At 54.4% G+C, this 23148-nt stretch carries 18 protein-coding genes and 1 tRNA gene; 12 read left to right on the plus strand and 7 right to left on the minus strand.

Translation table 11 applies throughout. From position 1 onward, the window contains the following. Positions 1-5 precede the first annotated feature (5 nt). The 3 genes from AC2Q8J_RS06460 to AC2Q8J_RS06470 all read right to left on the minus strand — a co-directional run bounded on the left by AC2Q8J_RS06460 (position 6) and on the right by AC2Q8J_RS06470 (position 3199). Entirely contained in the window at positions 6-890 is an 885-nt protein-coding gene (locus tag AC2Q8J_RS06460; RefSeq protein WP_486452439.1) for a DUF1295 domain-containing protein, read from the minus strand. Positions 891-1250: 360 nt separating this feature from the next. Then, entirely contained in the window at positions 1251-2228 is a 978-nt protein-coding gene (locus AC2Q8J_RS06465) for an SMP-30/gluconolactonase/LRE family protein (protein WP_486452440.1), read from the minus strand. Beyond that, positions 2225-3199, minus strand: a complete 975-nt coding sequence (locus tag AC2Q8J_RS06470) for a winged helix-turn-helix transcriptional regulator (protein WP_486452441.1) — start codon at positions 3197-3199, stop codon at positions 2225-2227. Before AC2Q8J_RS06470 ends, AC2Q8J_RS06465 begins: the two co-directional genes overlap by 4 nt. A gap of 141 nt (positions 3200-3340) precedes the next feature. Between AC2Q8J_RS06470 and AC2Q8J_RS06475 the strand changes: the two genes are divergently transcribed. From AC2Q8J_RS06475 to AC2Q8J_RS06495, 5 genes are all read left to right on the plus strand, one after another. After that, a complete protein-coding gene (locus tag AC2Q8J_RS06475) occupies positions 3341-4813 on the plus strand; it encodes a carotenoid oxygenase family protein (protein WP_486452442.1) in 1473 nt (490 codons plus the stop codon). 72 nt (positions 4814-4885) lie between these two features. Beyond that, positions 4886-6589, plus strand: coding sequence for an AMP-binding protein (locus AC2Q8J_RS06480; protein ID WP_486452443.1), 1704 nt, complete (start codon positions 4886-4888; stop codon positions 6587-6589). A gap of 5 nt (positions 6590-6594) precedes the next feature. Continuing rightward, positions 6595-7830 carry an acetyl-CoA acetyltransferase gene (locus AC2Q8J_RS06485; protein WP_424144191.1) on the plus strand — a complete coding sequence of 412 codons (1236 nt, stop codon included), beginning with the start codon at positions 6595-6597 and terminating at the stop codon, positions 7828-7830. Positions 7831-7901: 71 nt separating this feature from the next. Continuing rightward, positions 7902-7978: transfer RNA gene (locus tag AC2Q8J_RS06490), tRNA-Pro, on the plus strand. A gap of 275 nt (positions 7979-8253) precedes the next feature. Next, positions 8254-8652, plus strand: a complete 399-nt coding sequence (locus AC2Q8J_RS06495) for a hypothetical protein (RefSeq protein WP_204995243.1) — start codon at positions 8254-8256, stop codon at positions 8650-8652. Between the two features lie 36 nt (positions 8653-8688). On the opposite strand, the gene AC2Q8J_RS06500 is transcribed toward AC2Q8J_RS06495, so the two are convergent. After that, on the minus strand, positions 8689-10128 hold the full coding sequence (locus AC2Q8J_RS06500) for a sigma-54-dependent transcriptional regulator (protein WP_486452444.1): 1440 nt from the start codon (positions 10126-10128) through the stop codon (positions 8689-8691). Positions 10129-10164: 36 nt separating this feature from the next. After that, the gene (locus tag AC2Q8J_RS06505; protein ID WP_486452445.1) at positions 10165-10944 is read right to left on the minus strand and encodes a response regulator; all 780 of its coding nucleotides are present in this window, start codon (positions 10942-10944) and stop codon (positions 10165-10167) included. A gap of 284 nt (positions 10945-11228) precedes the next feature. On the opposite strand from AC2Q8J_RS06505, the gene AC2Q8J_RS06510 reads away from it, so the two are divergent. The 7 genes from AC2Q8J_RS06510 (at position 11229) to AC2Q8J_RS06540 (ending at position 21645) form a co-directional block, all read left to right on the plus strand. Next, positions 11229-13952: a response regulator gene (locus AC2Q8J_RS06510; RefSeq protein ID WP_486452446.1), complete on the plus strand. Its 2724-nt coding sequence runs from the start codon at positions 11229-11231 to the stop codon at positions 13950-13952. A 205-nt stretch (positions 13953-14157) separates the two neighbouring features. Then, positions 14158-15399, plus strand: a complete 1242-nt coding sequence (locus tag AC2Q8J_RS06515; RefSeq protein ID WP_486452447.1) for a WecB/TagA/CpsF family glycosyltransferase — start codon at positions 14158-14160, stop codon at positions 15397-15399. A gap of 240 nt (positions 15400-15639) precedes the next feature. Further along, positions 15640-16917, plus strand: coding sequence for a polysaccharide biosynthesis/export family protein (locus AC2Q8J_RS06520; protein WP_424144186.1), 1278 nt, complete (start codon positions 15640-15642; stop codon positions 16915-16917). 21 nt (positions 16918-16938) lie between these two features. Further along, a complete protein-coding gene (locus tag AC2Q8J_RS06525) occupies positions 16939-18345 on the plus strand; it encodes a GumC family protein (protein WP_204995237.1) in 1407 nt (468 codons plus the stop codon). Next, positions 18285-19592 carry an O-antigen ligase family protein gene (locus AC2Q8J_RS06530; protein ID WP_424144185.1) on the plus strand — a complete coding sequence of 436 codons (1308 nt, stop codon included), beginning with the start codon at positions 18285-18287 and terminating at the stop codon, positions 19590-19592. The genes AC2Q8J_RS06525 and AC2Q8J_RS06530 overlap by 61 nt, the downstream gene beginning before the upstream one ends. A gap of 17 nt (positions 19593-19609) precedes the next feature. Beyond that, complete coding sequence (locus AC2Q8J_RS06535) at positions 19610-20701, plus strand: polysaccharide pyruvyl transferase family protein (RefSeq protein ID WP_486452448.1); 1092 nt, start codon at positions 19610-19612, stop codon at positions 20699-20701. 2 nt (positions 20702-20703) lie between these two features. Continuing rightward, the gene (locus AC2Q8J_RS06540) at positions 20704-21645 is read left to right on the plus strand and encodes a glycosyltransferase family 2 protein (RefSeq protein WP_486452449.1); all 942 of its coding nucleotides are present in this window, start codon (positions 20704-20706) and stop codon (positions 21643-21645) included. A gap of 39 nt (positions 21646-21684) precedes the next feature. Here AC2Q8J_RS06540 and AC2Q8J_RS06545 read toward each other — a convergent pair whose 3' ends face one another. Together AC2Q8J_RS06545 and AC2Q8J_RS06550 are read right to left on the minus strand one after the other, a co-directional pair. Continuing rightward, positions 21685-22479 (minus strand): glycosyltransferase family protein, encoded by a 795-nt coding sequence (locus AC2Q8J_RS06545; RefSeq protein WP_486452450.1) that lies wholly within the window; start codon positions 22477-22479, stop codon positions 21685-21687. Continuing rightward, a complete protein-coding gene (locus AC2Q8J_RS06550; protein WP_486452451.1) occupies positions 22472-23125 on the minus strand; it encodes a hypothetical protein in 654 nt (217 codons plus the stop codon). The genes AC2Q8J_RS06545 and AC2Q8J_RS06550 overlap by 8 nt, the downstream gene beginning before the upstream one ends. Positions 23126-23148 lie beyond the last annotated feature (23 nt).

Consider the following 23148-nt stretch of genomic DNA (forward strand, 5'->3'; position numbering starts at 1 on the left):
CAGTCTTATCGCGCTGGCGGGCGCATCACCAATACCGGTGTATTGGCTTTGTATTGTTCGTAGTCCACTTGACCACCCCACTTATCGTCGGCGCGTTTCTCAAGCAGCGGTACGCCGCTAATACGCGTGAGCAGCACCACGACAAACAACGGCGAAATCATCGTCACCCACTGCCAGCCCTGCAGACTGGGAATCGCCACAATCGCGACACCCAGCCAGAGCACAATCTCGCCGAAGTAATTGGGGTGGCGCGACCACCGCCACAGGCCAATATTTATGAATTTGCCGGCGTTCTCTTCTTGCTGGTTAAAACGGGTTTTCTGCGCGTCGGCGATGGCTTCTATCGACAAGCCCGCCAACCACACCAAACCACCAGCAATCGCCCAACTATCGATGTCAGGCGCTCGCGAGCTGGTGATCGCCGCGAGGGCTGCCGCCAGAGTGACGAACACCCAAAGTCCCTGCAGCGTCCAGGTAACCAAGAAGCGAGACCAAATAGGTTTAATTTCATCGAAGCGGCCATCTTTACCCGCACGTTTTACTCGGCGAAATAAGAAAGGCCCGAGGCGCAATGCCCAAATGAATACCATTGCACTGAGCAGTATCGACCGGGGAGCGGCCTCTGCCAATGAGGCCGACGACGCCAGCAGCGCAAGCGTAATAACAGCCAGGTAGGTAAGACTGCCGGTAAGGTCGTAGTAGTGCTCGGTTTGGAAAATATACGATGGAACAAAAATCAGCCACTGCACGAAAAACGCCAACCCCGCGCAGGCCAACATCAGCGGAACACCGGCAACATCCAGGCCACCATCGCCGCCAGCAAGGGCAATTGCCACGGCAATTAGCACCGACACCAGGATCACCGCCAGCGCAATTAATTTCTTCTTCATGGAGCATCTCCTTCAGCTATCCACCGGCTCAGCACCAGACGTTAACTACATGCATACTTCTATGATGAACGATTAAGCTGCCTGCTCCTGGCAGTGACTACGCTGCCAAATGACGCTACCGAAACATCGCGGTTCAATGGGATATTGAGCGGCTTACCCGTGGGCGTAGGCACACACCGAGCGGCCAATTCTCCTGACACCTCGACTTTTATTCTTCGTCATTATCTCTGAAGCAAGGCTCGCACATCATTTGCCAGCGAACCGGCAAATGCAAGTAAGTTACTCAATGCAAAATGCGTGCATTAGGTAAGCCAGCCAAAGGAGGTCTACGTACTCAGCGATAAAATGGATGCGTCCCGCCTAGGGAATACGCCGATAGAGTGACAGCGCATTGCCGTAGGGCAAGGGGTTAGGAATGAGTAAGCCTTTCTCACTGACGAGTATGTCTGTCGGCTCAAAAAGCGGTGGGCGACCCAGGCGTAACTGGCTGGGGCTATCAAAGCTGAGAGGCTCGCTGCGACTAAGCAAGTCGCCGTCCTGACTGACCAGCGCGACAGCGCCTTCACTGAAAAAACTGAGCAACAGTGCATCGCCTGCGACACTCAAGTCGTCGGGAATGCTGGTGAACTGAAACAGCTCTTCCGGCTCGCCGGCGGAGCCATCAGCGGCAATGTCTACCCGCAGTAGCACACCGAGTGCTGGCGGCAGTAGTCGGCTTGCCGTAATAAACAAACTGCGCCCGACACTCGCAATACCATTGGGTTGATAGCCTGTTAGCGAGAGCCAGTCGTTCTGTTCAACAACCTGCATGGCATCGCTGGCGGAAAACTGAACCCTAACCACCTTGGGGTCAGGCAGCGTCAAACCCAGTTCAAGCGGCCCGTTAACAACATATAGCTCCCCACTCGGCCCGGCAACCAGCCCATTGGGCATAGTCAGACCGAGCGGATGGATAAGAGAAAACTCGGGAGCTTCGGTAAGCCGCGCGGCCCACAGTCCGCCGTCGTCGAATACGTTGACATAGAGCGTGTCGCCACGCTGAGCCATACCACCAAAACCACTGCCACCGGCTGTACCCACCGAGCGAGGCAGCGCGCGAAACTCATCAGACTCTTTTACCACTTCATAGATATTGGCGTTACCCGTGACAAACAAACGGCCAGCGTCGGTAAAAAACACATTCTCCGCGCCGGGGATCTCCAATAAACGCTGCTTGCTGCGGCATTGTGCCGTGACACAGCTCGGCGTGAACGTCGTGTTTGCGCTGCCACCGCCAGTGCTACTGTCATTACAGGCGGTCATCATTAGCAAACTTAACAGCAAGAGTGCGTTTTTCATGCGGGCAGCTCCCCTTCCGTTTCTTGCGCAGCGGGGCTGCTGGCGGCAAATTGCACATCCTGTTGCTCGGCAAGCATCTCGCAACTGCCGCACTGCACCTCAATTTTCAGGGCCTGCCCACAGGGTTTATGCGTTAGCGCCAGAACCTCGCCCTGTGGCCGCCAGTCCACCGCCCACTGCCGCAAGGCAATGATGATTGGATACAACGACAAGCCTTTTTTGCTCAGTTGGTACTCATAGCGCGGCGGATTGGTCTGGTAACTTTTGCGCTCAAAGACATTCACTACAGACAACAGGTTGAGGCGGTCCGTTAATATGTTCGATGCAATACCCAACTGCTTCAGAAAGCCGTCGTAGCGGAGCGTGCCGAAAAACGCACAAATCAGTATGAGTAAGGTCCAGCGATCGCCGATCAGATCACTAATCCCCGCCATGGCCAGATCCTCTTCACCGGTAGACTGAGAAACCCGCACACGCCGTTGACCGCTGAGCGACTTAATCGCGGCGATTTGTTGCTCGGTATCTCGCGCCACGGTGGGCAAAGCCATTGAGCCCAGGGTTATTGGTTCATGGCAGTGTCCGCACACAGCAACGGGGTGCATCGGCTGCCCGCAATGCGTATGCAGCAATGTGTAAGGCAGGGCATCGCGATACGCAGCCCCGCCCCACTCCAACTCCCATTGCCATGCCAATAGTGAAACGGGAAACAACGCCCGGCCTTTCTCGCTGAGGCGGTATTCAAAGCGGCTGGAGCCCTCGCCGTAGGCATGCTTTTGCAGCACACCCTCTGCAACAAGGGCATTGAGCCGGCGACTCAGGGTCGCTCGGCTGGCTCCGGTGTGACGCCGAAACTCTTCAAACCGCTGGCGCCCCAAAAAGGCATCGCGCAGGATCAACAACGACCAGCGGTCGCCGATCACATCCAAACCCTGCGCAATACTGCTATTAACAACTAAGTGATTGATATTCATAGATTCTCTATACCCGAGAAGCAGCAGTATAGGGCCAAAGCCACCGTCGCAACAGTCGAAAGCATTGACAGCACAAATTTCAGTATCATAATGCAACTCACTATATCGATTGATTTGGCAAGCCCAACAAGGAATACCACTGTGACGATAAGCTATAAAAACACCGTCAAACACACGCTCAAACCGAGCCTACACCCCTACCTCAACGGTGCCTGGACACCCAACTTTGACGAACTCACAGCCACCGACCTCGAGGTGATTGGCACCATTCCCAGCGATATCGACGGCGTCTATATTCGAAATACCGAGAATCCCGTCCACGAAGCTATCGGCCACTATCACCCTTTTGACGGCGACGGCATGCTGCACGCGATGGTGTTTAAAGACGGGAAAGCTGAGTACAGGAATCGCTTTGTTCGCACCAAAGGCTTTGACGCGGAACAAGAAGCTGGCGAGGCCATTTGGGCGGGCATTGCCAATAACCCGAAGAAATCCAAACGCCCTGGCTGGGGTGCCCAGGGCTATCTAAAAGATGCCTCATCGACGGATGTTGTGGTTCATGCCGGACAGGTTCTGTCCACCTTCTGGCAATGCGGCGACGGCTACCGCCTCGACCCTTTTACCCTGGAACAGCACGGCGCAGAGCGATGGACGCCGCTGGACGGCATCTCTGCCCACCCGAAAGTGGACGAGCGCAGTGGCGAAATGCTGTTTTTTAATTACTCCACCTATCCGCCTTATCAACACTATGGTGTGGTCGACAGCAACAACAAGTTGGTGCACTACACACCTGTACCAACACCGGGGCCGCGCCTTCCACACGACATGGCGTTCACGGAGAACTACTCCATCCTGGTCGACCTGCCAATGTTCTGGAATCCCACTCTGCTCGAGCAAGGCAAATATCACGCGGAGTACCACCCCGAGCTACCCACGCGCTTTGCCATTTTGCCGCGCTATGGCACTGCCGAAGACGCCATTTGGTTTGAAGCGTCGCCCACCTATGTGCTGCATTGGATGAACGCCTACGAAGACGGCGATGAAATTATTTTGGACGGCTACTTTCAGGATGACCCAGATCCAGCGCCGCTGCCGGGCCTACCGCCGGCTGCGGGTAAATTGATGGCCAACATCGACCTGTGCTCGCTAAAAACACGGTTGCATCGCTGGCGTTTCAACCTGAAAACCGGCGAGGTCAAGGAGCAACATCTGGACGAGCGCGCCCTGGAATTCGGTACCTTCAACCAGCGCTATGCCGGCATCAAGTCCCGCTACCTTTACTCCGTATGGAACGAGCCCGGCATGTTCCTATTTTCCGGCCTGGTCAAACACGATCTGGAAACCGGCGACAGTTGGGAGCTGCCCTTTGGCGAACAACGCTACGGCAGCGAAGCACCGTTCGCGCCGCGAGTAAATGCCAAAGACGAGGACGATGGCTACCTGGTTAGCTTTATCACCGACATGAAAGCCGACCGCTCTGAGTGCGTGTTGATCGACGCCAAAGACATTGAGGCGGGCCCCGTTTGCCGAATTATTCTCCCCCACCGGATCAGCAGCGGTACCCACGCGACTTGGGCCGACGGCCAGAGTATTCGCGCGTACCAAAATCCCTGAAGCGCTGGTAGTCTTGACGTTCGTGCCGCCGACAGGCGGCCATAACAACCAACAATAAAAAGTGGGGAACATATGGACGCAGCATTCTGGGACGGCCTCCGCGCGCCGGGTATTCCAAATACCGTAGATACTGAAGCCTACAACAATGTGCTGGAAATCATCGAGCAGGCCTTTGCCGAGCACGCCCAGCGCCCTGCTTTTACGGGCATCAATCACACATTGAGTTACGCCGAGATTGATCAACTTAGCGACGCTTTCTGCCGCTACCTTCAATACAACACCAATCTTAAACCTGGCGACCGCATTGCCATCCAAATGGCCAATCTGTTGCAGTACCCCGTGGTGATTTACGGTGCGCTGCGCGCTGGCTTGGTGGTGGTGAATACCAACCCGCTCTATACCGCCAGGGAAATGCGTCATCAATTTAAAGACTCGGGCGCCAAGGCGCTGATCTTCATGAGCACATTTGGTGACAGCGTCGCAGAAGTCATCGCCGACACCGACATTGAAACGGTGATTGTCACCAATCTCGGTGACCTGCTGCCCACCGGTAAACGCCTGCTTTTCAACTTTGTTGCCAAGCACGTGAAGAAGATGGTGCCAAGCTACCACCTGCCACAACAACTGCAGCTGCACGACGTGTTAGCACAAGGCAAAAAAGCGCCGGCACGCCAACCCGTTTCGCCCAAGCGCGACGACTTGGCCATGTTGCAATACACCGGTGGCACGACCGGCGCCGCAAAAGGTGCAATGCTCAGCCACGGAAATTTGGTGGCCAATATGATGCAAATAAATGGCATTCTGGAGCAGCACAACGAACACGGACAGCCGCTGTTTGATAAAACCAAAAGCGAGAACATCGTTGCGCCGCTGCCGCTGTACCATATTTATGCGTTCTCAATGCACCTAATGTCAGCGGCATATAATGGCCAGCACAATATTCTTATTGCTAACCCACGCGACGCAAACACCTTTGTGCGCGCGCTCAAGCCCTGGAAAATCAACGTCTTCATTGGCCTCAACACGCTGTTTGTTTCGCTGCTCAAACACCCCGAGTTCCGTAAGCTCGATTTCAGCGGGCTGAAGGCCACGAACTCAGGTGGCACAGCATTGGTTCCCGACACGGCGAGCCGCTGGCGCGAACTCACCGGCTGCAATATTGGTGAAGGTTATGGCCTGACAGAGTGCTCGCCGGTGGTTAGCGCCAGTGGCGCAGGCGCCTTCATTAACCCCGAATCAGTGGGGCTACCGGTACCCAACACCGCCCTGAAAACCGTCGATAGCGACGGCAACGAAACGGCGTTGGGCGAACCGGGAGAGCTGTGCGTGAAAGGCCCACAAGTCATGCAGGGCTATTGGCAACGCCCGGATGCCACCGCCGAGGTTATCGATGAAGACGGCTGGTTCCACACCGGTGATATCGCCACCATCGACGAGCAGGGTATTGTGCGCATCGTCGACCGCCTCAAAGATATGGTGCTGGTATCAGGCTTTAACGTCTTCCCCAATGAAATCGAGAACGTGGTACTCGAGCACCCTCAGGTGGAACTGGCTGCGGCCATTGGTGTGAAAGACGAGAAAACCGGCGAGGCCGTCAAATTATTTGTGGTGCCCACTGACCCAACACTGACGAAAGAAACCCTGCTGAGCTATTGTCGGGAACAGCTAACCGCCTACAAAATCCCCAAGTACATCGAGTTTCGCGAGGAGCTGCCGATGACGCCGGTGGGTAAAGTTCTGCGCAAGGAACTGCGCAAAGAAACGGAAGAGGCCTGACGTTCATGAGCCGCCCACGGGTCTACATTTTAGGGGGAACGCAAAGTGACTTTGCCAACAACCTCTACCGCAGTGGCGGTGATATCGCATCGCTCTTTATCAATACTGTGCGGCAGGGGCTCGATGCCTGCGCGCTCGACCCCGCAGACGTAGAGGTGGGGCACGTGGGCAACTTTGTCTCATCGCTGTTTACCGGCCAGTCTCAACTGGGCGGTTTTTTCGGCCATGTTGATCCCGCTATGGCAACCCTGCCCGCCTCCAGCCACGAGGCGGCCTGCGCCTCCGGCTCTATGGCGCTGCTCGCAGCAATGGCAGACCTGCAGGCTGAGCGCTACGGCGTGGCCTGCGTAGTTGGCATCGAAGTTATGCGCAATGTGCCCGGGGACGATGCCGCCAACAATCTGCGCCCCGCCGCCTGGGCGAGCCAGGAATGGCAGGACACACCCTATGTGTGGCCCTGCGCCTTCGACAATATGATTGATGAGTACCAACAGAGATACGGCCTGGATAAACAGCACCTCTACGCCATTGCCCAGCAAAATTTTGACAACGCTAAGCTCAATCCCAATGCCCAAAGCCGGAACTGGCAGTTTGGCCCAGACAGCTTCAGCGACGACGACACCGCTAACCCAAGGATCAGTGGCAATATTCGTCGCCAGGACTGCGGACAAATTACCGATGGGGCGGCTGTGGTGTTTTTGGCCAGCGAACAGCGCGCGAGGGACTATGCCAAGCAGCGCGGTATCGCCCTGGAATCGCTGCCGTATATCAAGGGCTGGGGCCATATCAATGCCCCCATCGCCTTCGCCGAAAAACTGCGCTTGGGCGCAGGCCAGCCGGCCATCTTCCCGCATATACAGCAATTGTTCTCCCAAACCCTGCAACGGGCAGGCATGACAAGTATCAACGACGTCGACGGCCTGGAAGTGCACGACTGCTTCAGCATCACCGAATATATGATTATCGACCACTGCGGTCTGTATTCGCCGGGGGAAGCGTGGAAAGCCATTGAAAATGGCGATACCGCCCCCGGCGGCAAACTGCCGGTGAACATGAGTGGCGGATTAATCGGCCTCGGGCACCCGGTTGGGGCTACCGGTGTACGCATGGCATTGGACGCCAGCAAGCAGGTTCGTCAGACCGCCGGCGGCTACCAAATAGCGGGGGCCAAAAACATCATGACCTTCAACCTCGGTGGCAGCGCAACCACCTGCGCCAGCCTCATTATCGGTCGTGACTAGCGGCTATATTGAGCAGGCGATAGCGCTTTGATATAGTTATCCGCCTCGTCGTTGCCACGCGATTATGCACTCGGAATGTAGCTCAGCTTGGTAGAGCACTGCCTTCGGGAGGCAGGGGTCGGAGGTTCGAATCCTCTCATTCCGACCAATCCCCGAAAGACAAACACGCTTAGTGTGCCAGCCCCCATCTGATTGATTACGGGTGTCATTCCACCCCGAAAGCACCGCCCCTCTTCTGCTTCCTGAACACGACACATCGATGGCTAAGACAGCCACGCCGTTCATCGACGATCGACTCACTGTAACAGTTTGCTAGGGTGCTTCGCGTATATGTTCGTATTGCCATCACCGTCGTACTTGTCAGACTGGCTACACCGTAAAGGCTCTTGTTACAAAATATACGCGAGTAGGAGTTTAGTCTTGGTGGATCACCCAAATAGCGACCCTGCTGTACAACGCTTCTTACAGTCTATGCCCGCCAGTGCGGCGAACAGTTTCAGCACCGAACAGCTGCTCGGGATTCAACAGGCGATTGCCGGTCGGCAAGGGGGAAAACTCCCTGTCGACCTCCGCCTGACACTGAAATTACCGCTGATACCGAGCAGTCTTTTTATCGTGTTGTTGGCGGGGCGAAACCAGCGCACGCTATCGCCGCGCGAGCAAGCCGCGTCGGCAATGGCATTTCTATTCGTGGCGGCGATGGCGCTAACTGTCGCAGTTAGCGTGGGGCTATTGCTGCTGTATATTGCCAAGTCTGCTGTTGGCATCAACATTTTTAGCGAGCAGTCTCTGGGACTCTGGGACTGGCTTAGCAGTTGGTAAACAACACCATCTGCATGCCGTTGAGGTAGCACAAGGCTATGCCTCATCTTTCTCCCAGGCTTTTATTTTTCGATAGATTGTCGATGCACTCACACCAAGGCATGCCGCAGCAAGCGGGATATTGCCATCACACTGCTCGATCGCCGATTCTATGGTTTCTTTCTCCACCATCCACAATGGACGAATACCCGGCTTCGCCGCTACGACGCCTGGCGGCATGGAGTCGGCACCCGTTAACGATTGCGGTGCAGGAGACGATGTCGTCAGCGGCGTTGGCACAACACTGCTCGTCACCACTCGCAGCATTTCTTCATTGACGAATTCTTCATCGTGTACCACCACGATATTTTCGATAACATTTTGTAATTGGCGAATGTTGCCAGGCCACTCGTAGCTGAGTAACAGCTCCATCGCCGCATCGGTAAACCCACGAAATACTTTGTTATTTGCCGCGGACTTCTCTGCCAGAAAATGCGTCGCCAAGGCGATAATATCCCTGCCCCTATCACGCAAGGGCGGCAACTTAACCGGAATAACATTTAAACGATAATAGAGGTCTTCCCTGAACTGCCCCTGCCGAACAGCGTCTTCTGGGTCGCGGTTTGTGGCGCACACAATGCGTATATCTGAGTGCATCATTTTTTGGCCACCGACTCGACTAAACGTCCCGGTTTGCAAAAAGCGCAGCAGTTTTGCTTGCAAGGCCAAATCCATTTCGCCGATCTCGTCGAGAAACAGGGTGCCACCATTGGCTAACTCGGCCGCACCCTTGCGCTGAGACACCGCGCCGCTGAAGGCGCCTTTTTCATGGCCAAAAATTTCCGACTCGAATAACTCAGCGGGGATCGCCGCGCAGTTAACGGGAATAAACGGCCCGGAAGCGCGCGAGCTGGCATCGTGCAGCGCTTGCGCACACACTTCCTTGCCGGTGCCACTTTCGCCGGTGACAAACACACTCGCCTTACTGCGGGCCGCGCTGTCGAGAAGCTGATAAATGCTCTCCATTACCGAGGACTCGCCGACAAAATGCTCTCGTACAGCTCGGATTGGCCGGGGTTTTGATGCCGCCGAGGCACCACCAGTGCCTTGTCCCTGATCTAGGGTAGACTGCTGCGCGGCATCGGCAACGGCGGCGATCAGTCTGTCCTTGGAAAACGGCTTTTCTATAAAATCGAAGCCGCCATCGCGCATCGCCTCAACGGCGATATCGATGGAGCTGTTAGCGGTAATAATGATCACCGGAATATCGGCACGCGCTTTGGTAAAGCGCATTACCTCCATACCACTGATGTCGGGTAGGCAGACATCCTGCACCAAGATATCTGGCATCTTTTCCTTGATAGCTACCAGGGCGGAATGGCCGTCAATAAAATGCGACACCGCATAACCAGCGGCCTCAAGGTAACTGCTATAAAGGGCCCCGCTGGACACACTGTCTTCCACAACATATACCAGCTTTTGCGATCCCTCAGACATTGAATGCCCTCCGCAGATTTTTAAAAAATAACACGACTACAGCAGCTCTACCTGAACTTTCTGACGTGTTTCATGACACACCGCCAGCAACTGTTCGGCAAGCTCGATGATTTGCTCTCGGCCACTTGGTGGCGTTTCATTGATATAGCGGGCCAGACACGACAGGCGCTTGGCGCCGTACAACTCCGCCGAGTTTTTTAGAATATGCGCAACGGCCATTACTTCAGTCTCTGAATTATGATCGATGGCGGTACTCAAACGCGCCGACAATACTGATAATTCGTCAATAAACAGCCCAAACAAACGCGCAACCGTCGCCGGGTCGAACTGTTCCTGCATATCGCGATGCACTGCCACATCGAGCAACGTTTCGTCACCGCCGAAGCCGGCTATGTCATCGCCCTTTACGGATGACTCACTATCGCCCGATTCGCTCAGTACGGACACCAGCGCCAGCTTACTGACCGGCTTCGCCAACATCGCGTCAAAGCCCGCTGCATCCATTACCGCGCGGTGCCCGCTCCCTTGTTCGCCACTGAGCGAAATAATCATGGCGTGCTGGTTAGGGCCCGACTCCCCTCGCAGCGCAACGCATATCGCCGACCCCTGCAGCCCCGGCATGTGCTCGTCTAACAACAGTGCGTCATAACGTTCGTGTTGCGCTTTTGCCAGTGCGCTGTTTCCATCATTGGCGGTGTCGCAGATGATGCCCTCAGCCTCTAGCATGGCCTTTACTGCCAATAAGCCGGGCAAGCTATCATCGGCGACCAAGACTTTGCGTGTCTCTGGTGAGTGGCTTTGCGGTCGGGCCATCATTTTTTACCTCTGCGCTGCGGTGGCGAAAATAATTTTCTCCCTTGACCACGCAATATCGGCACCAAGTACTTACAACAGCAACTTTGCTATAACTATCATGTTGTTAGCCTGCTTTGCGGCGAACGACAGCCAGAACAGCGACAATTTTTATCACCAACATCCTATATTGCTTTGCAAAATGCAAACTGTTCTGCAACTCAGCAATATGGCCAGCCAAGCGGAAATTGACTGCGCCGACCAGATATCAAATACTCAGACTACCTTTCGCGACTACGTAAATGCTTATGACTGACGATCGTCCCTCAAAACAGCCGCAGGCTGGCAGCAGAAGTATTGAAAGCTGGGCTGAATTTGAGATCGACCACGAGGGCACCATTACCCGCATTCTGCACCGCGGCCCTATCGATACACTTCGGTCTCTCGCGTCAGTCAGTCCGGGAGACAAACTACGTGACCGCCTGCCCAGTGCTGCGCTGCATTCACTCAAATCCGGGGCGGCGGCTGGCGTCGCATCGCGAAGCTTTGCCGCAACCATGGATGGCGAGCCGCTTATCCTCCACCTTACGGCCTCTGATGAGCCGTCGGGGCGTTTTCTACTGACGATTTACCCCGATCGATTGGGGCTGAGTCGTATTCAACGCCAGCAAAAGCACCTGGAAATCATCTCCCGTTCACTGTACGAGTCCAGCCTCGACGCCATCATTACCATTGATGACACGAGCGTCATCCATGAATTTGGCAGCTCAGCGGAACAACTCTTTGGCTATACCCGGGAAGAGGTGGTTGGTAAACATGTGGCGGACATCGTCATTCCCCACGGCATGAGAAAATCTCACAACGAGGGCATGGACAACTTCAATAAGACCCGGCAGGGGCCTGTGCTGAATACGCGGATAGAAGTAGAAGCTATCCGGCGAGATGGCAGCCTCTTCCCCTGCGAGCTAACCGTTGTTCCCACTGCCGAATTCGAAGGGCAAACCTTCTTTACCGCAACCATTCGAGACATTACAACGCGGATAGAGCGGGAAAAAGCACTTACTCAGGCAAGGGAAACCGCGGTTGCAAGCAGTAAGGCTAAATCCCGCTTTCTCGCGCATATGAGCCACGAGATTCGCTCGCCCCTGAACGCCGTTATTGGCTGTATGGACCTGTTGCTTGAAGGCGATTTATCCACCGAGCAACGCATGCTGGCAGAGACCTCACTTGCGGCAGGCAATAGTTTATTAAGCGTCATTGAAGACGTATTGGACTTTTCAAAAATCGAGTCCGGACAACAAGAAATTCACTCCAGCAAGTTCAGCTTATTAGAGCAATGTGAGCGCGTGATGGAGGTATCAACCATTCGCGCGGTAAATAAAGATATCGAGATCTCCGCCTGCATCGACCCCCGCATACCGAAAACGGTAATCAGTGACCTGAGCTTTGTACGGCGTATCGTCACCAACCTTCTCGATAACGCGATTAAGTTCACTGACTCTGGCGGCGTAAATCTAAAAATCTCTCAAACCGATGAAAAACTGGCTGACGGCCGACTCGGGCTGGTACTTGAAGTGCGCGATTCGGGGGTTGGGATTTCAGAAGAGGATCAAGAGAAGTTATTTAATGAATTCTCTCAAGTAGATAATAGTGACAGCGCCGTTCACGGTGGCACGGGCCTTGGCTTAGTCATATGTAAAAAACTGACTGAATTGCTCGACGGTCGAATCTCGCTGACGAGCAAAAAAGGCGAAGGCTGCCGGTTCCGCGTTGAGATACCGGTCAATGCAAGCAACACTAACCTCCCCAGCCTGGCAAAGCCAAAACGCGCAACAGGCAAGCTGTTTTTGCGGAGCGACAACAAAACACTGCTTGCCAGCATACTGCAACAAGCGGACTGGCTGGGCATAGAAGCCGTCGCAATTCGTGCCTTAGAGAACCTTCCGAAATTATCTGCACGCGACATACTGATCGTGGACATGCGCTGCTTTGCCACACCGGAAAAATTGAGCACGTTATTGATGGCGCAGCAGATCCCCATTCAACAAGTGGTGCTGTACAACCGCAATTTTTCGGCGGAACTCTTGCAACACAGCAGCAAGGCCGGCTTCCAACATATGATGTATCGCCCCTTTCGGCCGAGCCAGCTCCTTGCCATTCTCGACGGCGACGCCGAATCGGAGCCCGCCAATGAACACATCACCGACGAAATAAACCCAAGCCGGCACAAGCTCCTACTCGCAGAGGATAACGAAGCGAACCAGTTAGTCGCGAAGACTCTGTTGTTGCGCGCCGGCTATCAAGTCGACATCGTCGCCAACGGCATTGAGGCATTAATGGCCGTAACCAGTGGCCGCTACGACTTGGTGCTAATGGACTTGCGTATGCCTGAAATGGACGGTTTAGAGGCAACCCGACACATCCGCCAATTGCCCGGTAAAGAGCGCAACACCCCAATTATCGCAATGACCGCCAATGCCTTCGATACCGATGTAAAGCGCTGTGAAGACGCGGGCATGGATGGTTTCCTGTCTAAACCGGTAAACCGCGATGAATTGCTGAACACACTTGAGTCCTGGCTGCCTGTTGAACAAACCGCTGCGTCCAGTTCCCAAGATGACGCGGGCAACACCGCAACACTCACTGCAGCGCTGTATGCCGCGGAGATAGACACCACGATCCTTGAACAACTCATTGTCGATACAGGGTTAGAGACCGCGCTCATTATTTTAAAAATGGTCGTGGAGCAGCTTGATAAGTTGCAGTCTCTGACAGCAGCGATTGCGGACTCCGCCGATCAACCAGCACTTGCCGGGCTTCGCGACGCCGTACACTCCGCAAAAAGTAATCTTGGTTATTGCGGCGCAACGTCGTTGCAGGACTATTGTTTGCATATCGAAAAATGCTGCGATGCTGAAAATACCCAACTTCTTATGGAGCTACTTTCGGTATCCGGCGAGAAATTCTCGTCAGGCAAAGAAGCCCTCCATCATGCCATCGCTGAGTTAGAAGCGCGGTCAGTCTCAGCCTAATGTTTCGCGCAGTGCGGCTTAGCATCACCGGCAAGCCAGTTGCATTGCAAAATGCAAATCATGCTGGCTATCGAACCACTCTCTGCGCCGTTAAAAACCCACCTAACCCTTTGGCAATCACTTATAAATCATAGACTTAAAATAATTTTACGCGCCTGGCACAGGCATTGCCCCTTTAGCTCTAAACAGCCGAGAGGATGCCAGCATGCGCCATCACACCGTTTACAACAAATCGCTCAGCGCCCAGCCACGCTGTGTAAAAAAAACAGACCGTATATTGGCAGTGGCAGCCGCGTTAGCCTTCGCTCCGTGGCTTTTCGTTCATAGCCTTTTTCGCCTGATTAAAGGCAAAAAAATCGTTGACCGCGTCACCTTGCACAGCGCTGCTGGTGATGGCGTGCCCGCCTTACTGCTGCACGATCAGGTAAATCTCAGTCGCCTGCCGTTGCTCCTAAACGTTATTAAAGGCGAGCTGGCACTGGTCGGTTACCGAGCGCGCACCGAGCAAGAGCCCGCTGCAGCGGGTACCGAAACCCTGAATCCAGGTATGTTTTCACTGTTCGAACTGCGACGAATTTCTGGTATCGACTTTATCGACGAAGAGGCCTGCAATCTCGAATACGCCGACAAGCAGGGATTCAAAACAGACGCTGCCATCATCGGCAAATCGCTGCTGGCGGGACTGCTGTACAACGGCGGCAAAGCCCTGAAAGACGTCGACAGTTTTACGATTTTTGGCGTAAACATCGCCAACATCTCAATGGAAAACGCACTTTCGGTGATTAATAAGCACGTGACACATCGACATCGTGCGACAGTTTTCTTCGCGAACGCCCACACCTTAAATCTCGCCTACAACAACAGCGAACTGCGATCACAACTGAATCAAGCAGACTATATGCTGCCCGATGGCAGCGGTATCGAAATGGCCTGTCGGCGCAACGGTATTCGCCGTAAGGGCAATATAAACGGCACCGATATGCTGCCTTTGCTGTGCGAACAACTCGCCCAACACGGCCAGCGCCTGTTCATGCTCGGCGGTGAAGACGGAATTGCCGATGCCGCGATGCAGGCAATGTTGAAGCAACAGCCACACTTGCGAAGCGCCGGCACACAGCACGGCTATTTCGACAAACAGCACTGCCAGGACATCGTCGATAAAATTAACGATAGCAGGGCGGACGTGCTGCTGGTCGGCATGGGTCAACCCCTACAGGAACAGTGGATTCTCGCGCACCGGGAGCAACTGAATAGCCCAGTCGTCATCGCCGTTGGCGGCTTGTTCGACTTCTATGCCGAGAAGGTCTCCCGGGCGCCCCTGTGGCTGCGTGAGTTGGGTATGGAATGGATTTGGCGGCTACTACAAGAACCGGGCCGGATGTGGAAGCGCTACATCATTGGCAACCCTCTGTTTCTAATCAGGCTGCGGCAGGCCAGCCAGAGCTAAGGATCGCACCACATCGTATACCGCCACTGCGGTGGCGCACCCTCCAGCAATATGATTCGCAAAATGCAAACGCAAGGCACGATTTGCATTTTGCAATTTCCCGCCCTCGACAAAAAACACTATCCTACTGTTTTTAAAGCATATTTTTATTCACGCCAGCTGGCACGCCACCTGCAATATTCAAGATATGCCGTCTCACAATAGCAGTGAGATCAACCTAATCAGCAGCAGGAAAGCGCTATGAACATTGCCAAATGGACCCTATCTGCACACCGCCTTTTCACGCCGCGACGCTGCCGTCGCGCCGTCCTCGCCAGTGTCGCATTAACACTGGCGGCCTGTGCGTCGATGCCGGATATTTCGACAAGCCTGCCTGAGCGCGACAAGTCAGAGGTGGAACAACGCCACGAATTTAGCAGTCGCATGGCGGTGAATACCTGCTCGACCGATGGCAGCGGCATGGCGCTGAACAGTGCGGACTATCGTGTCGATGAACCCTTAGCACAGCAGTGGCGAAATCCCGGTACCCCGCGATCGTTAAACAGCCAAGGCCGGCGCTTGCTGCCACTGTCACCCGGCGACAGGATCGAAATTCGCATCCATGAAGGGGAGGAGTTCAGCGGCGAGTACTTGGTTAACCACGATGGCAATATTGAGCTTCCCTACCTCGCTCCGGTGCAGGTGGTTGGACTGGACACCGAAGAAGTGGAGAACCGCCTGCGCATCATGCTGGTTGCCCAACAAATGTTTCTCGCCCACACCCTTCACATCAGTGTGCGCCCGCTTCAGTGGGCCCCCATTATGGTTTCGGTGTCAGGCGCTGTATTTGAGCCTGGCCGCGTACTCATCAACGACCTGATTCCCGCGCAGACCGACGACAGTAAAATTCGCATCAGCGGCGACTACCCCACCAAACGCTACCTCAGTGAAGCCATACGCGCAGCAGCGGGTGCACGCCCTGACGCGCGTGTAGACAAAGTTCTGCTGATTCGCGACGGCTGGCAGCAAGAAATCAATCTCGCAGGGATATTTTCGGGCCAGCACACCCACGACGTGCCGTTGATTGCAGGCGATCAAGTGATCGTTCCCTCAGCAGGCTGCATGCAAGCCGAGCTGATTCGCCCGAGTCAAATCACGCCAAAGGGAATACGGGTGTTCATTTCAAATTTGACCAATCCAGCAAGCAACAACGCCTCTGCGGCAGTGGGCAAGTACAGCAGCAGCATGCCCTACGGCACTCGGTTACATCAGGCGGTGGTATCGGGCAACTGCAGTGGCGGCACGCAATTCACCAATGCCTCACGCTACGTCGTGTTGGTGGGCACTAACCCCATCAGTGGCGAGAGCGAAATTATGAAACGCAATGTCGAAGAACTGCTGCGCAATCCAGATTCCGACGATATCAATCCCTATTTACTACCCAACGACACCGTTAGCTGCTATGACTCTACAATAGGGAATTGGCGTGATATCGCCAGAGCGATTGTCGACGTCGCCACTCCCTTTTCACTCTTTTGATCTGCGCGGCTGAGAAGTGACATGACACCGACGATACAGCCAAATCAAGAGCTGCAACTCTACAAGGCGCCCGCTGACAAACCGCGCTGGACGCGATACATCGTGGTGGGGGTGATCTCCTTTGCAATGATTTGGGGAATGGTATTTCTCTACATTGCCTCGGCGCCCCAGTACGTCAGTAAATTCGCGTTTATGCTGCCGGGCAAGGCAGTATCCACCAAAGTTAATTTGGAAAGCATCGGTGAGGCCAGCAGCAGTAGTAGCTCACCGTTTGGCACCAGGGGTGTTAACCCGAGAGTGAATTACAAGGAAATCCTGCTGAGCACCAGCGTGATTGGTGGCGCGGCGAAAGCCCTGAATATCGACTACGCGGATTTTCGCAAGCCTGTGGTAAAGCTCGTAGACGAGACCACCATTATCCAAGTGGCAACCAAAGCGGGCTCTCCCCGCCTCGCACAGGACCAGGCACAGGCGCTAATTTCGGCATTTAACACCCGAATAGAAATCCTCCGCGCTGATGAGCTCGACCGCCGCGAGGCAGGTATTGCGCAAGCGCTAAAAAGCTATAAAGAGCGATTGGAAGCCGCGCAACGCGCCTTAGTATTGCACAAGCAAAGCTCTGAATATGTGTCTGGCCGTCAGTATGAAGAGCTCAGCCTGCGCCTAGAGCGTTTGAAAGAGGAGCAAGTACGAGCCGAGGCCGAGCGCGACCGAGTCAGCAATTACGTCGACCAACTTTCTCGCAACTTAGGCATTACTCCGCAGCTGGCAGCGAGCGCGTTTATCCTGAATGCCGACCAACAGTTTCGGGAGCATTTAGAAAATTATCAAAACGCGACAACCACGCTGGCGGTGTATCGCTCAAAGTGGGGACAGGCTCACCCTCAGGTGGTAAAAGAAAGCGCGAGACAAGACAACACGCTCAAAGCCCTGCAACAGCGCAGCTTAGAATTGGTCGGCCACAACGACATGGGCACCATCAAGCTGATCAGCATGAATGATGCAGGCAAACAGAGTGCTCTCTTTCAAGATTTGCTGGTGTCATTCGCCAAAATTGAAGGCCTCATTGGCAAAATTCAACAGCTCTCAAGCGCTATCACGAAGCATGGCCTGAACTTAAAGCGCTACGCTGAAGAGGCAGCAATCCTTGAGAACCTAGAGCGCGACTATCAAATAGCCGAAGCGGTTTATACCTCGGCGATCACGCAGATCGATACCAGCAAAACCGATATCTTTGCGTCCTACCCGCTAATTCAGGTACTTGCAGCCCCTTCTCTTCCCAGCCAACCGGCGTCACCCAATAAATTACTGGCCATTATTGGCGGTGTGCTGGGTAGCGGCATGGCCTTATTCGGATTATTTCTTCTGTGGAAACGCAAGCAATTGCTCCAGAAAATATTATCGAAAAGTGGATTTGGTACGCTCTAATTCTTACCTATCCCTTTTACGCCCTCGGCGCGGTATACATTATCGCGCCGGTGCTCGGTTGGGTTCTGCTCGGCTACTGGGCCTACAACCTGTGGCTACCTGCGCCGATGCGCGCCAGATCAATTCAGGTTGAACCGCACCCCGTTGTTATACTGTGGGTTGTCGCCATGCTGGTGATGGAAGTGGCCTTGATTATGGGGCATTTGGATTTCTATCTCGGCCTACCCGCGATGATCAAGTCCACGATCGGCTGGGCAAAAGGCTGGGCACTGCTGGCCATTTTCATACTAATTGGCGCCACCTTACCTATCCGTGCAGAGCTGGTTTATCGCGCCTGCTGCGTTATTTGCCTGCATACGCTGTTGTTAATTCCGCTATTTGTTATCGCCGCGTATACCCCCATTCCCGGCACTATTTATATCTCGCCACTCAAAGCAATTGGTGGCCCCGGCCCAGAGTTCTTCGAGTTCCAGCTCTATGGCATTAACCCCGAATCCCTCGGCCCCCGCTGGCGCTTTTTCACCCCCTGGGCACCGGCTGCCGGCCTACTCGCCAATTTCTACTTAGTCTTTGCACTGCAGGAAAAAAATATCCGCTGGCGCTGGATCGGCATTATCGGCAGTGTCGCGATGGTGCTTATGTGCCAGTCTCGCGCCGGACTGGTTGCAATGCTTTTCGTATCACCAGCGGTCTTTTTCATTTCCCGCCTCAACTCACCGGCACTGTGGCTGACTGGCGGTGTGGGCATATCAGCAATGGCCGTTGTAGCCACCCAACTCATGGCCTTCGCTGAAAGCTCCATTGCGGAATTCAAAGCTGCCCGCGCAGGTTCGAGCCGAGTCCGCTCGGCGCTGGCAAGAATTGCAATACAGCGCTGGCGAGATGAAGCGCCTGTTTGGGGACACGGCGTTGTAGAGAGAGGGCCTCACCTGGTGGAATATATGCCTATTGGCTCCCACCACAGCTGGTACGGCCTACTATTCGTCAAGGGCGCCGTTGGCTTTCTGGCGTTGCTGATTCCCATGCTTGTCACCCTATTACTGTTACTCATGCAGGCCCAGCGGTGCTGCGTATCTCGCGCGGGCTTAGCCTGTATGCTAATACTCATTATGTTCAGCTTTGGTGAAAACCTGGAAATTCTTGCGTATCTGTTTTGGCCGGCGCTGGTGTTAATCGGCATCGCCTTTCGCAATGACACCATCGCACAAAGTATTCTCCGCCAGCGTTCTTCGGCAACGCATCACTGATTAGGAACCCCAAAAAAATGGCTGCCTTCGACACCCTGCTTATCGGCTATTACGGCATGCAAAATACCGGCGATGATATGCTCATGGCCGCCGCTGCTGAGGGCGCGCGCCGCCGATATCACAGCCGGCATATTGCCGCCACTGGCGCCAGAGGCAGTGAGGCCTTGCAGCAACTGCAGCTAAGCGCCGTGCAGGCAAAAAAGCAGCGCTTCAAAGGCCAGGATCGACTGCTCAAGTATTGGGCCGCGGCGCGCAGCGAGCACATTATCATCGGCGGCGGATCTGTCTTCCATACCGCAAAAGATATTGCGCAAAAAACCCACTATTTAAAACTCGCTACCAGCAACCAGCATTGTGCAGCAGGCGTCGGCCTGGGCCCATTCAATGACGTAGCGGCAGAAAAAGCCTGCGCAACATTCCTAAATGCCTGCACCTTTACCGGGCTGAGAGACAACACCAGTCTCGATATCGCCCGCAGTATCGCTCCCAACGCCAATACCGCACTGACCTTCGACCTGGCCCCTAGTATGATCAGCCAGCCCGCGTTCCAGCAGGCGCTAATGCCCGAGCGCGACAACGCTATCGGCGTTGCCCTTTGCCCCGTCGAACGGCTCACCGGCGATGAGAACGCTGAACATGTGCGCAACCAAATACTCGCCGACGCCCTGATTCAACATCATCGCGAAACCGGCGCGGAGATACGCTTGATCGACTTCAATGGGCACCCCACATTAGGAGATCAACAAGTACACCGTGATTTATGCGCGCGACTTGGCGAGACGCCCTGCAAGATTATTCCCTACAACTCAAACCCCTATGAGGCCGTTAGGGAAATCAGCAAGCTATCAATGATCGTGGCGATGCGACTCCATGCGGCGGTCTTTGCCTATCTCAGCAATACCCCGTGTATTTCCCTGAACTATCACCGCAAATGCGAAAATTGGTGCCGCGATATTCAGCAATCGACTGACTTTGCCATTGATAGCCGGCATGTCGACAAAGACTCGCTAAGTACCGCAATAGCGACGATACATCGGGGCGACTATGTCCCGCCCCGCTTGCCCCTTGCCGACGCGGAAAAAATGGCCCTCAGTAACTGGACTCACTAGCCATGACGACCTCAAATGTTGACAGCAGCACAGACAAACAACCTCGGTTTTCCGTTCTTATTCCCCTGTACAACAAGGCTGCACACATTGGCGATGCGCTGCGTTCCATACAGGCGCAGAACTATGACAACTTGGAAATTATTGTTGTCGATGACGGCTCCAGCGACGACGGCCCGGAGAAAGTTCGCAGCATGGCGACATCTGACTCGCGTATTCGCCTTATCGAACAAGAGAACGCCGGTGTTTCCGCCGCTCGAAATACTGCCATCAGTGCAGCAACCGCCGACTACCTGTTGTTTCTGGACGCCGATGACCTATGGAAACCCGGGTTAATACAAGAAATCGAGGCGCTAATTCACCTATTCCCCGAATGCGGCGCCTACTCAACGGCCTACTCCCACTATTACGAAAACAGCGGAACAGAGCGTCCCATCCACCCGCGCTTTCCAGCGAGCACAAAAAATCACAGCCAGTTCAGCTATGATTTTTTCGAAGTCGCCAGTCGGGGCGAGCTACCCATTACCCCGTCGAGCTGCTGCATTCCAAAATTCGTATTCGAGGAGATTGGTGCATTTCCTTTGCACGAGCCAATGGGAGAAGACCAGGACCTTTGGGTGAGAATCGCCTATAAATACCCAATGGCCTTTTCCCGGTCATACAAAGCACTCTACCGACAAGATGCCGACAATCGTGCGTGTATTAGTAATCCCCCCGATCAGGAGTGCCCATTCAGCCTGCGCCTGAGAGCCACAGCCGAGGCAAGCAACGATCCGCGAAGCAAGGCAATGCTAAGGCTTACCGCTAACCATATTCTTCACATCGCGCAGCTAAACATACAGGCCGGCGAATATGATAAAGCGCGGGCCTTACTACGTGACAAACGTTGCTGGCTACTGCCAAAACGGAAATTGAAATGGGAACTTGCCTTGCTACTGAAGCGTTAGCCTGCACCGTCCATTGGCGGGCGCTATTTAGCCACGGCGTTATTTTTTGTGGGGCAAACTATTTTCGCAATAAATGTGCGGCGTAATCCGGGAAGTGGCTGTCGACAGCGCACTGGTGCGGGGAAGATTTGTGCGGACAGCTTTGCACAACGCTTCCAGCTGCTGTGAGGGAGAGCCGCCTGATTCAGCCTTTGCGATACTGCGTAACAATCGCATGATTATACGATAGCCATAAAAGCCAATGACTTCGCTTAATCGCGGCTTGAACATGTCGCGCAGCGGGCCAGCGCTGTAGTGGCGAATATAGTCATCCATCTGCGGGCAATAATTATTATTCCAGCGCGACGAGATACGCTGAAAGCGGCTCTCCGTTTTCAGGAAATGAATAATGTGCCCGTTTTCGCCCCAGCCCACCTCATCCTCTTGTGGCAGTGTCATTGTCATTGCAGCGATTACACGGTTTAAAAACGCCAGTGATTCAGGCCCAGCGCGAAATATCAACACCCCCGAATTAACACGACACGAATACCCGTTGGCCGCAAATATCGATTTTCCGACGGACATAGCCTCGCTAAAGTCAGGGGCGTCTGCACGCGGCTGCGCATCGGCATCTATAAACATGACCTCGGCGTAGCCGCATTGCAAGGCGTCTCGAATCAAGTACAACTTTAGCCAGGCCACCTCATTGCACAGCGAGTGCACACTTGGCTTGGTAACAGCTAGGTACTCGGCGCCGACACGCTCGGCGTATTGCCGCTGAGCAGCAATGCACTGCCGATAGCGTAAGTGATAACCGTTAAGGGCCAACGTGAAGATCAAGCGTGGTTTATTCATAGTGGTCGCCCAGAGCCGGTGGAGTACGACGCCCAATATGTGCCGGCTCGCGAATACTGCGGCTGGAAAGTTCTACACAGAACTGACCCCAGAAAAAAATACCCAGCAGTTTCGCTCCCTCCTCTAGCTGCAGTAGCGCAACACCATTGCTGATACCGCTGTCGATCAGTACATCAACGCTAACGGAAATACCCCAGCACATCGCCGCAGTCAGTGCATAGCGTCGCGACCGGCCGACAACCCCGCGAAACAGCCAAAGTAGAAGAAGTGCTAACAAACCCAACGCCGCTTGGAAACAGGCTCGGATAACATCAAGCACAACACTGTCGGTTGTCATCGGCGCAGAGAATAAATCATGCAAAAGCAATAACAGGGTATAACTTGCAAACCAAAAGCTGGCGCTACTGCGACAATGGAAGCGCTCATCCTGCCGCCGCAGATACACCGCAAATAGCAATATGGCGGCACTCATACCCAAGACTATGGTACTGAGTTTCGCCAGCAAACCATCGTACCAATCCGCCTGGCCACTGCCGCCGGTGCGGCCATCTATGAGCGCCTCTGGCGACACGCCCAGGGTATTCGACAGCATCAGTACCGAGAATAAAATCGCCAGGCTCAATGTCAGTGGCCACAAGGAGGGCAAAGCGAGCCACCGCCGATAATGCG

This window comes from Spongiibacter sp. C9W (assembly GCF_057370015.1).

Coding starts and splice junctions, on each gene's coding strand:
- AC2Q8J_RS06460 (WP_486452439.1), bottom strand. CDS start 890: ATGAAGAAGAAATTAATTGCGCTGGCGGTGATCCTGGTGTCGGTGCTA.
- AC2Q8J_RS06465 (WP_486452440.1), bottom strand. CDS start 2,228: ATGAAAAACGCACTCTTGCTGTTAAGTTTGCTAATGATGACCGCCTGT.
- AC2Q8J_RS06470 (WP_486452441.1), bottom strand. CDS start 3,199: ATGAATATCAATCACTTAGTTGTTAATAGCAGTATTGCGCAGGGTTTG.
- AC2Q8J_RS06480 (WP_486452443.1), top strand. CDS start 4,886: ATGGACGCAGCATTCTGGGACGGCCTCCGCGCGCCGGGTATTCCAAAT.
- AC2Q8J_RS06485 (WP_424144191.1), top strand. CDS start 6,595: ATGAGCCGCCCACGGGTCTACATTTTAGGGGGAACGCAAAGTGACTTT.
- AC2Q8J_RS06500 (WP_486452444.1), bottom strand. CDS start 10,128: ATGTCTGAGGGATCGCAAAAGCTGGTATATGTTGTGGAAGACAGTGTG.
- AC2Q8J_RS06505 (WP_486452445.1), bottom strand. CDS start 10,944: ATGATGGCCCGACCGCAAAGCCACTCACCAGAGACACGCAAAGTCTTG.
- AC2Q8J_RS06510 (WP_486452446.1), top strand. CDS start 11,229: ATGACTGACGATCGTCCCTCAAAACAGCCGCAGGCTGGCAGCAGAAGT.
- AC2Q8J_RS06515 (WP_486452447.1), top strand. CDS start 14,158: ATGCGCCATCACACCGTTTACAACAAATCGCTCAGCGCCCAGCCACGC.
- AC2Q8J_RS06520 (WP_424144186.1), top strand. CDS start 15,640: ATGAACATTGCCAAATGGACCCTATCTGCACACCGCCTTTTCACGCCG.
- AC2Q8J_RS06525 (WP_204995237.1), top strand. CDS start 16,939: ATGACACCGACGATACAGCCAAATCAAGAGCTGCAACTCTACAAGGCG.
- AC2Q8J_RS06535 (WP_486452448.1), top strand. CDS start 19,610: ATGGCTGCCTTCGACACCCTGCTTATCGGCTATTACGGCATGCAAAAT.
- AC2Q8J_RS06540 (WP_486452449.1), top strand. CDS start 20,704: ATGACGACCTCAAATGTTGACAGCAGCACAGACAAACAACCTCGGTTT.
- AC2Q8J_RS06545 (WP_486452450.1), bottom strand. CDS start 22,479: ATGAATAAACCACGCTTGATCTTCACGTTGGCCCTTAACGGTTATCAC.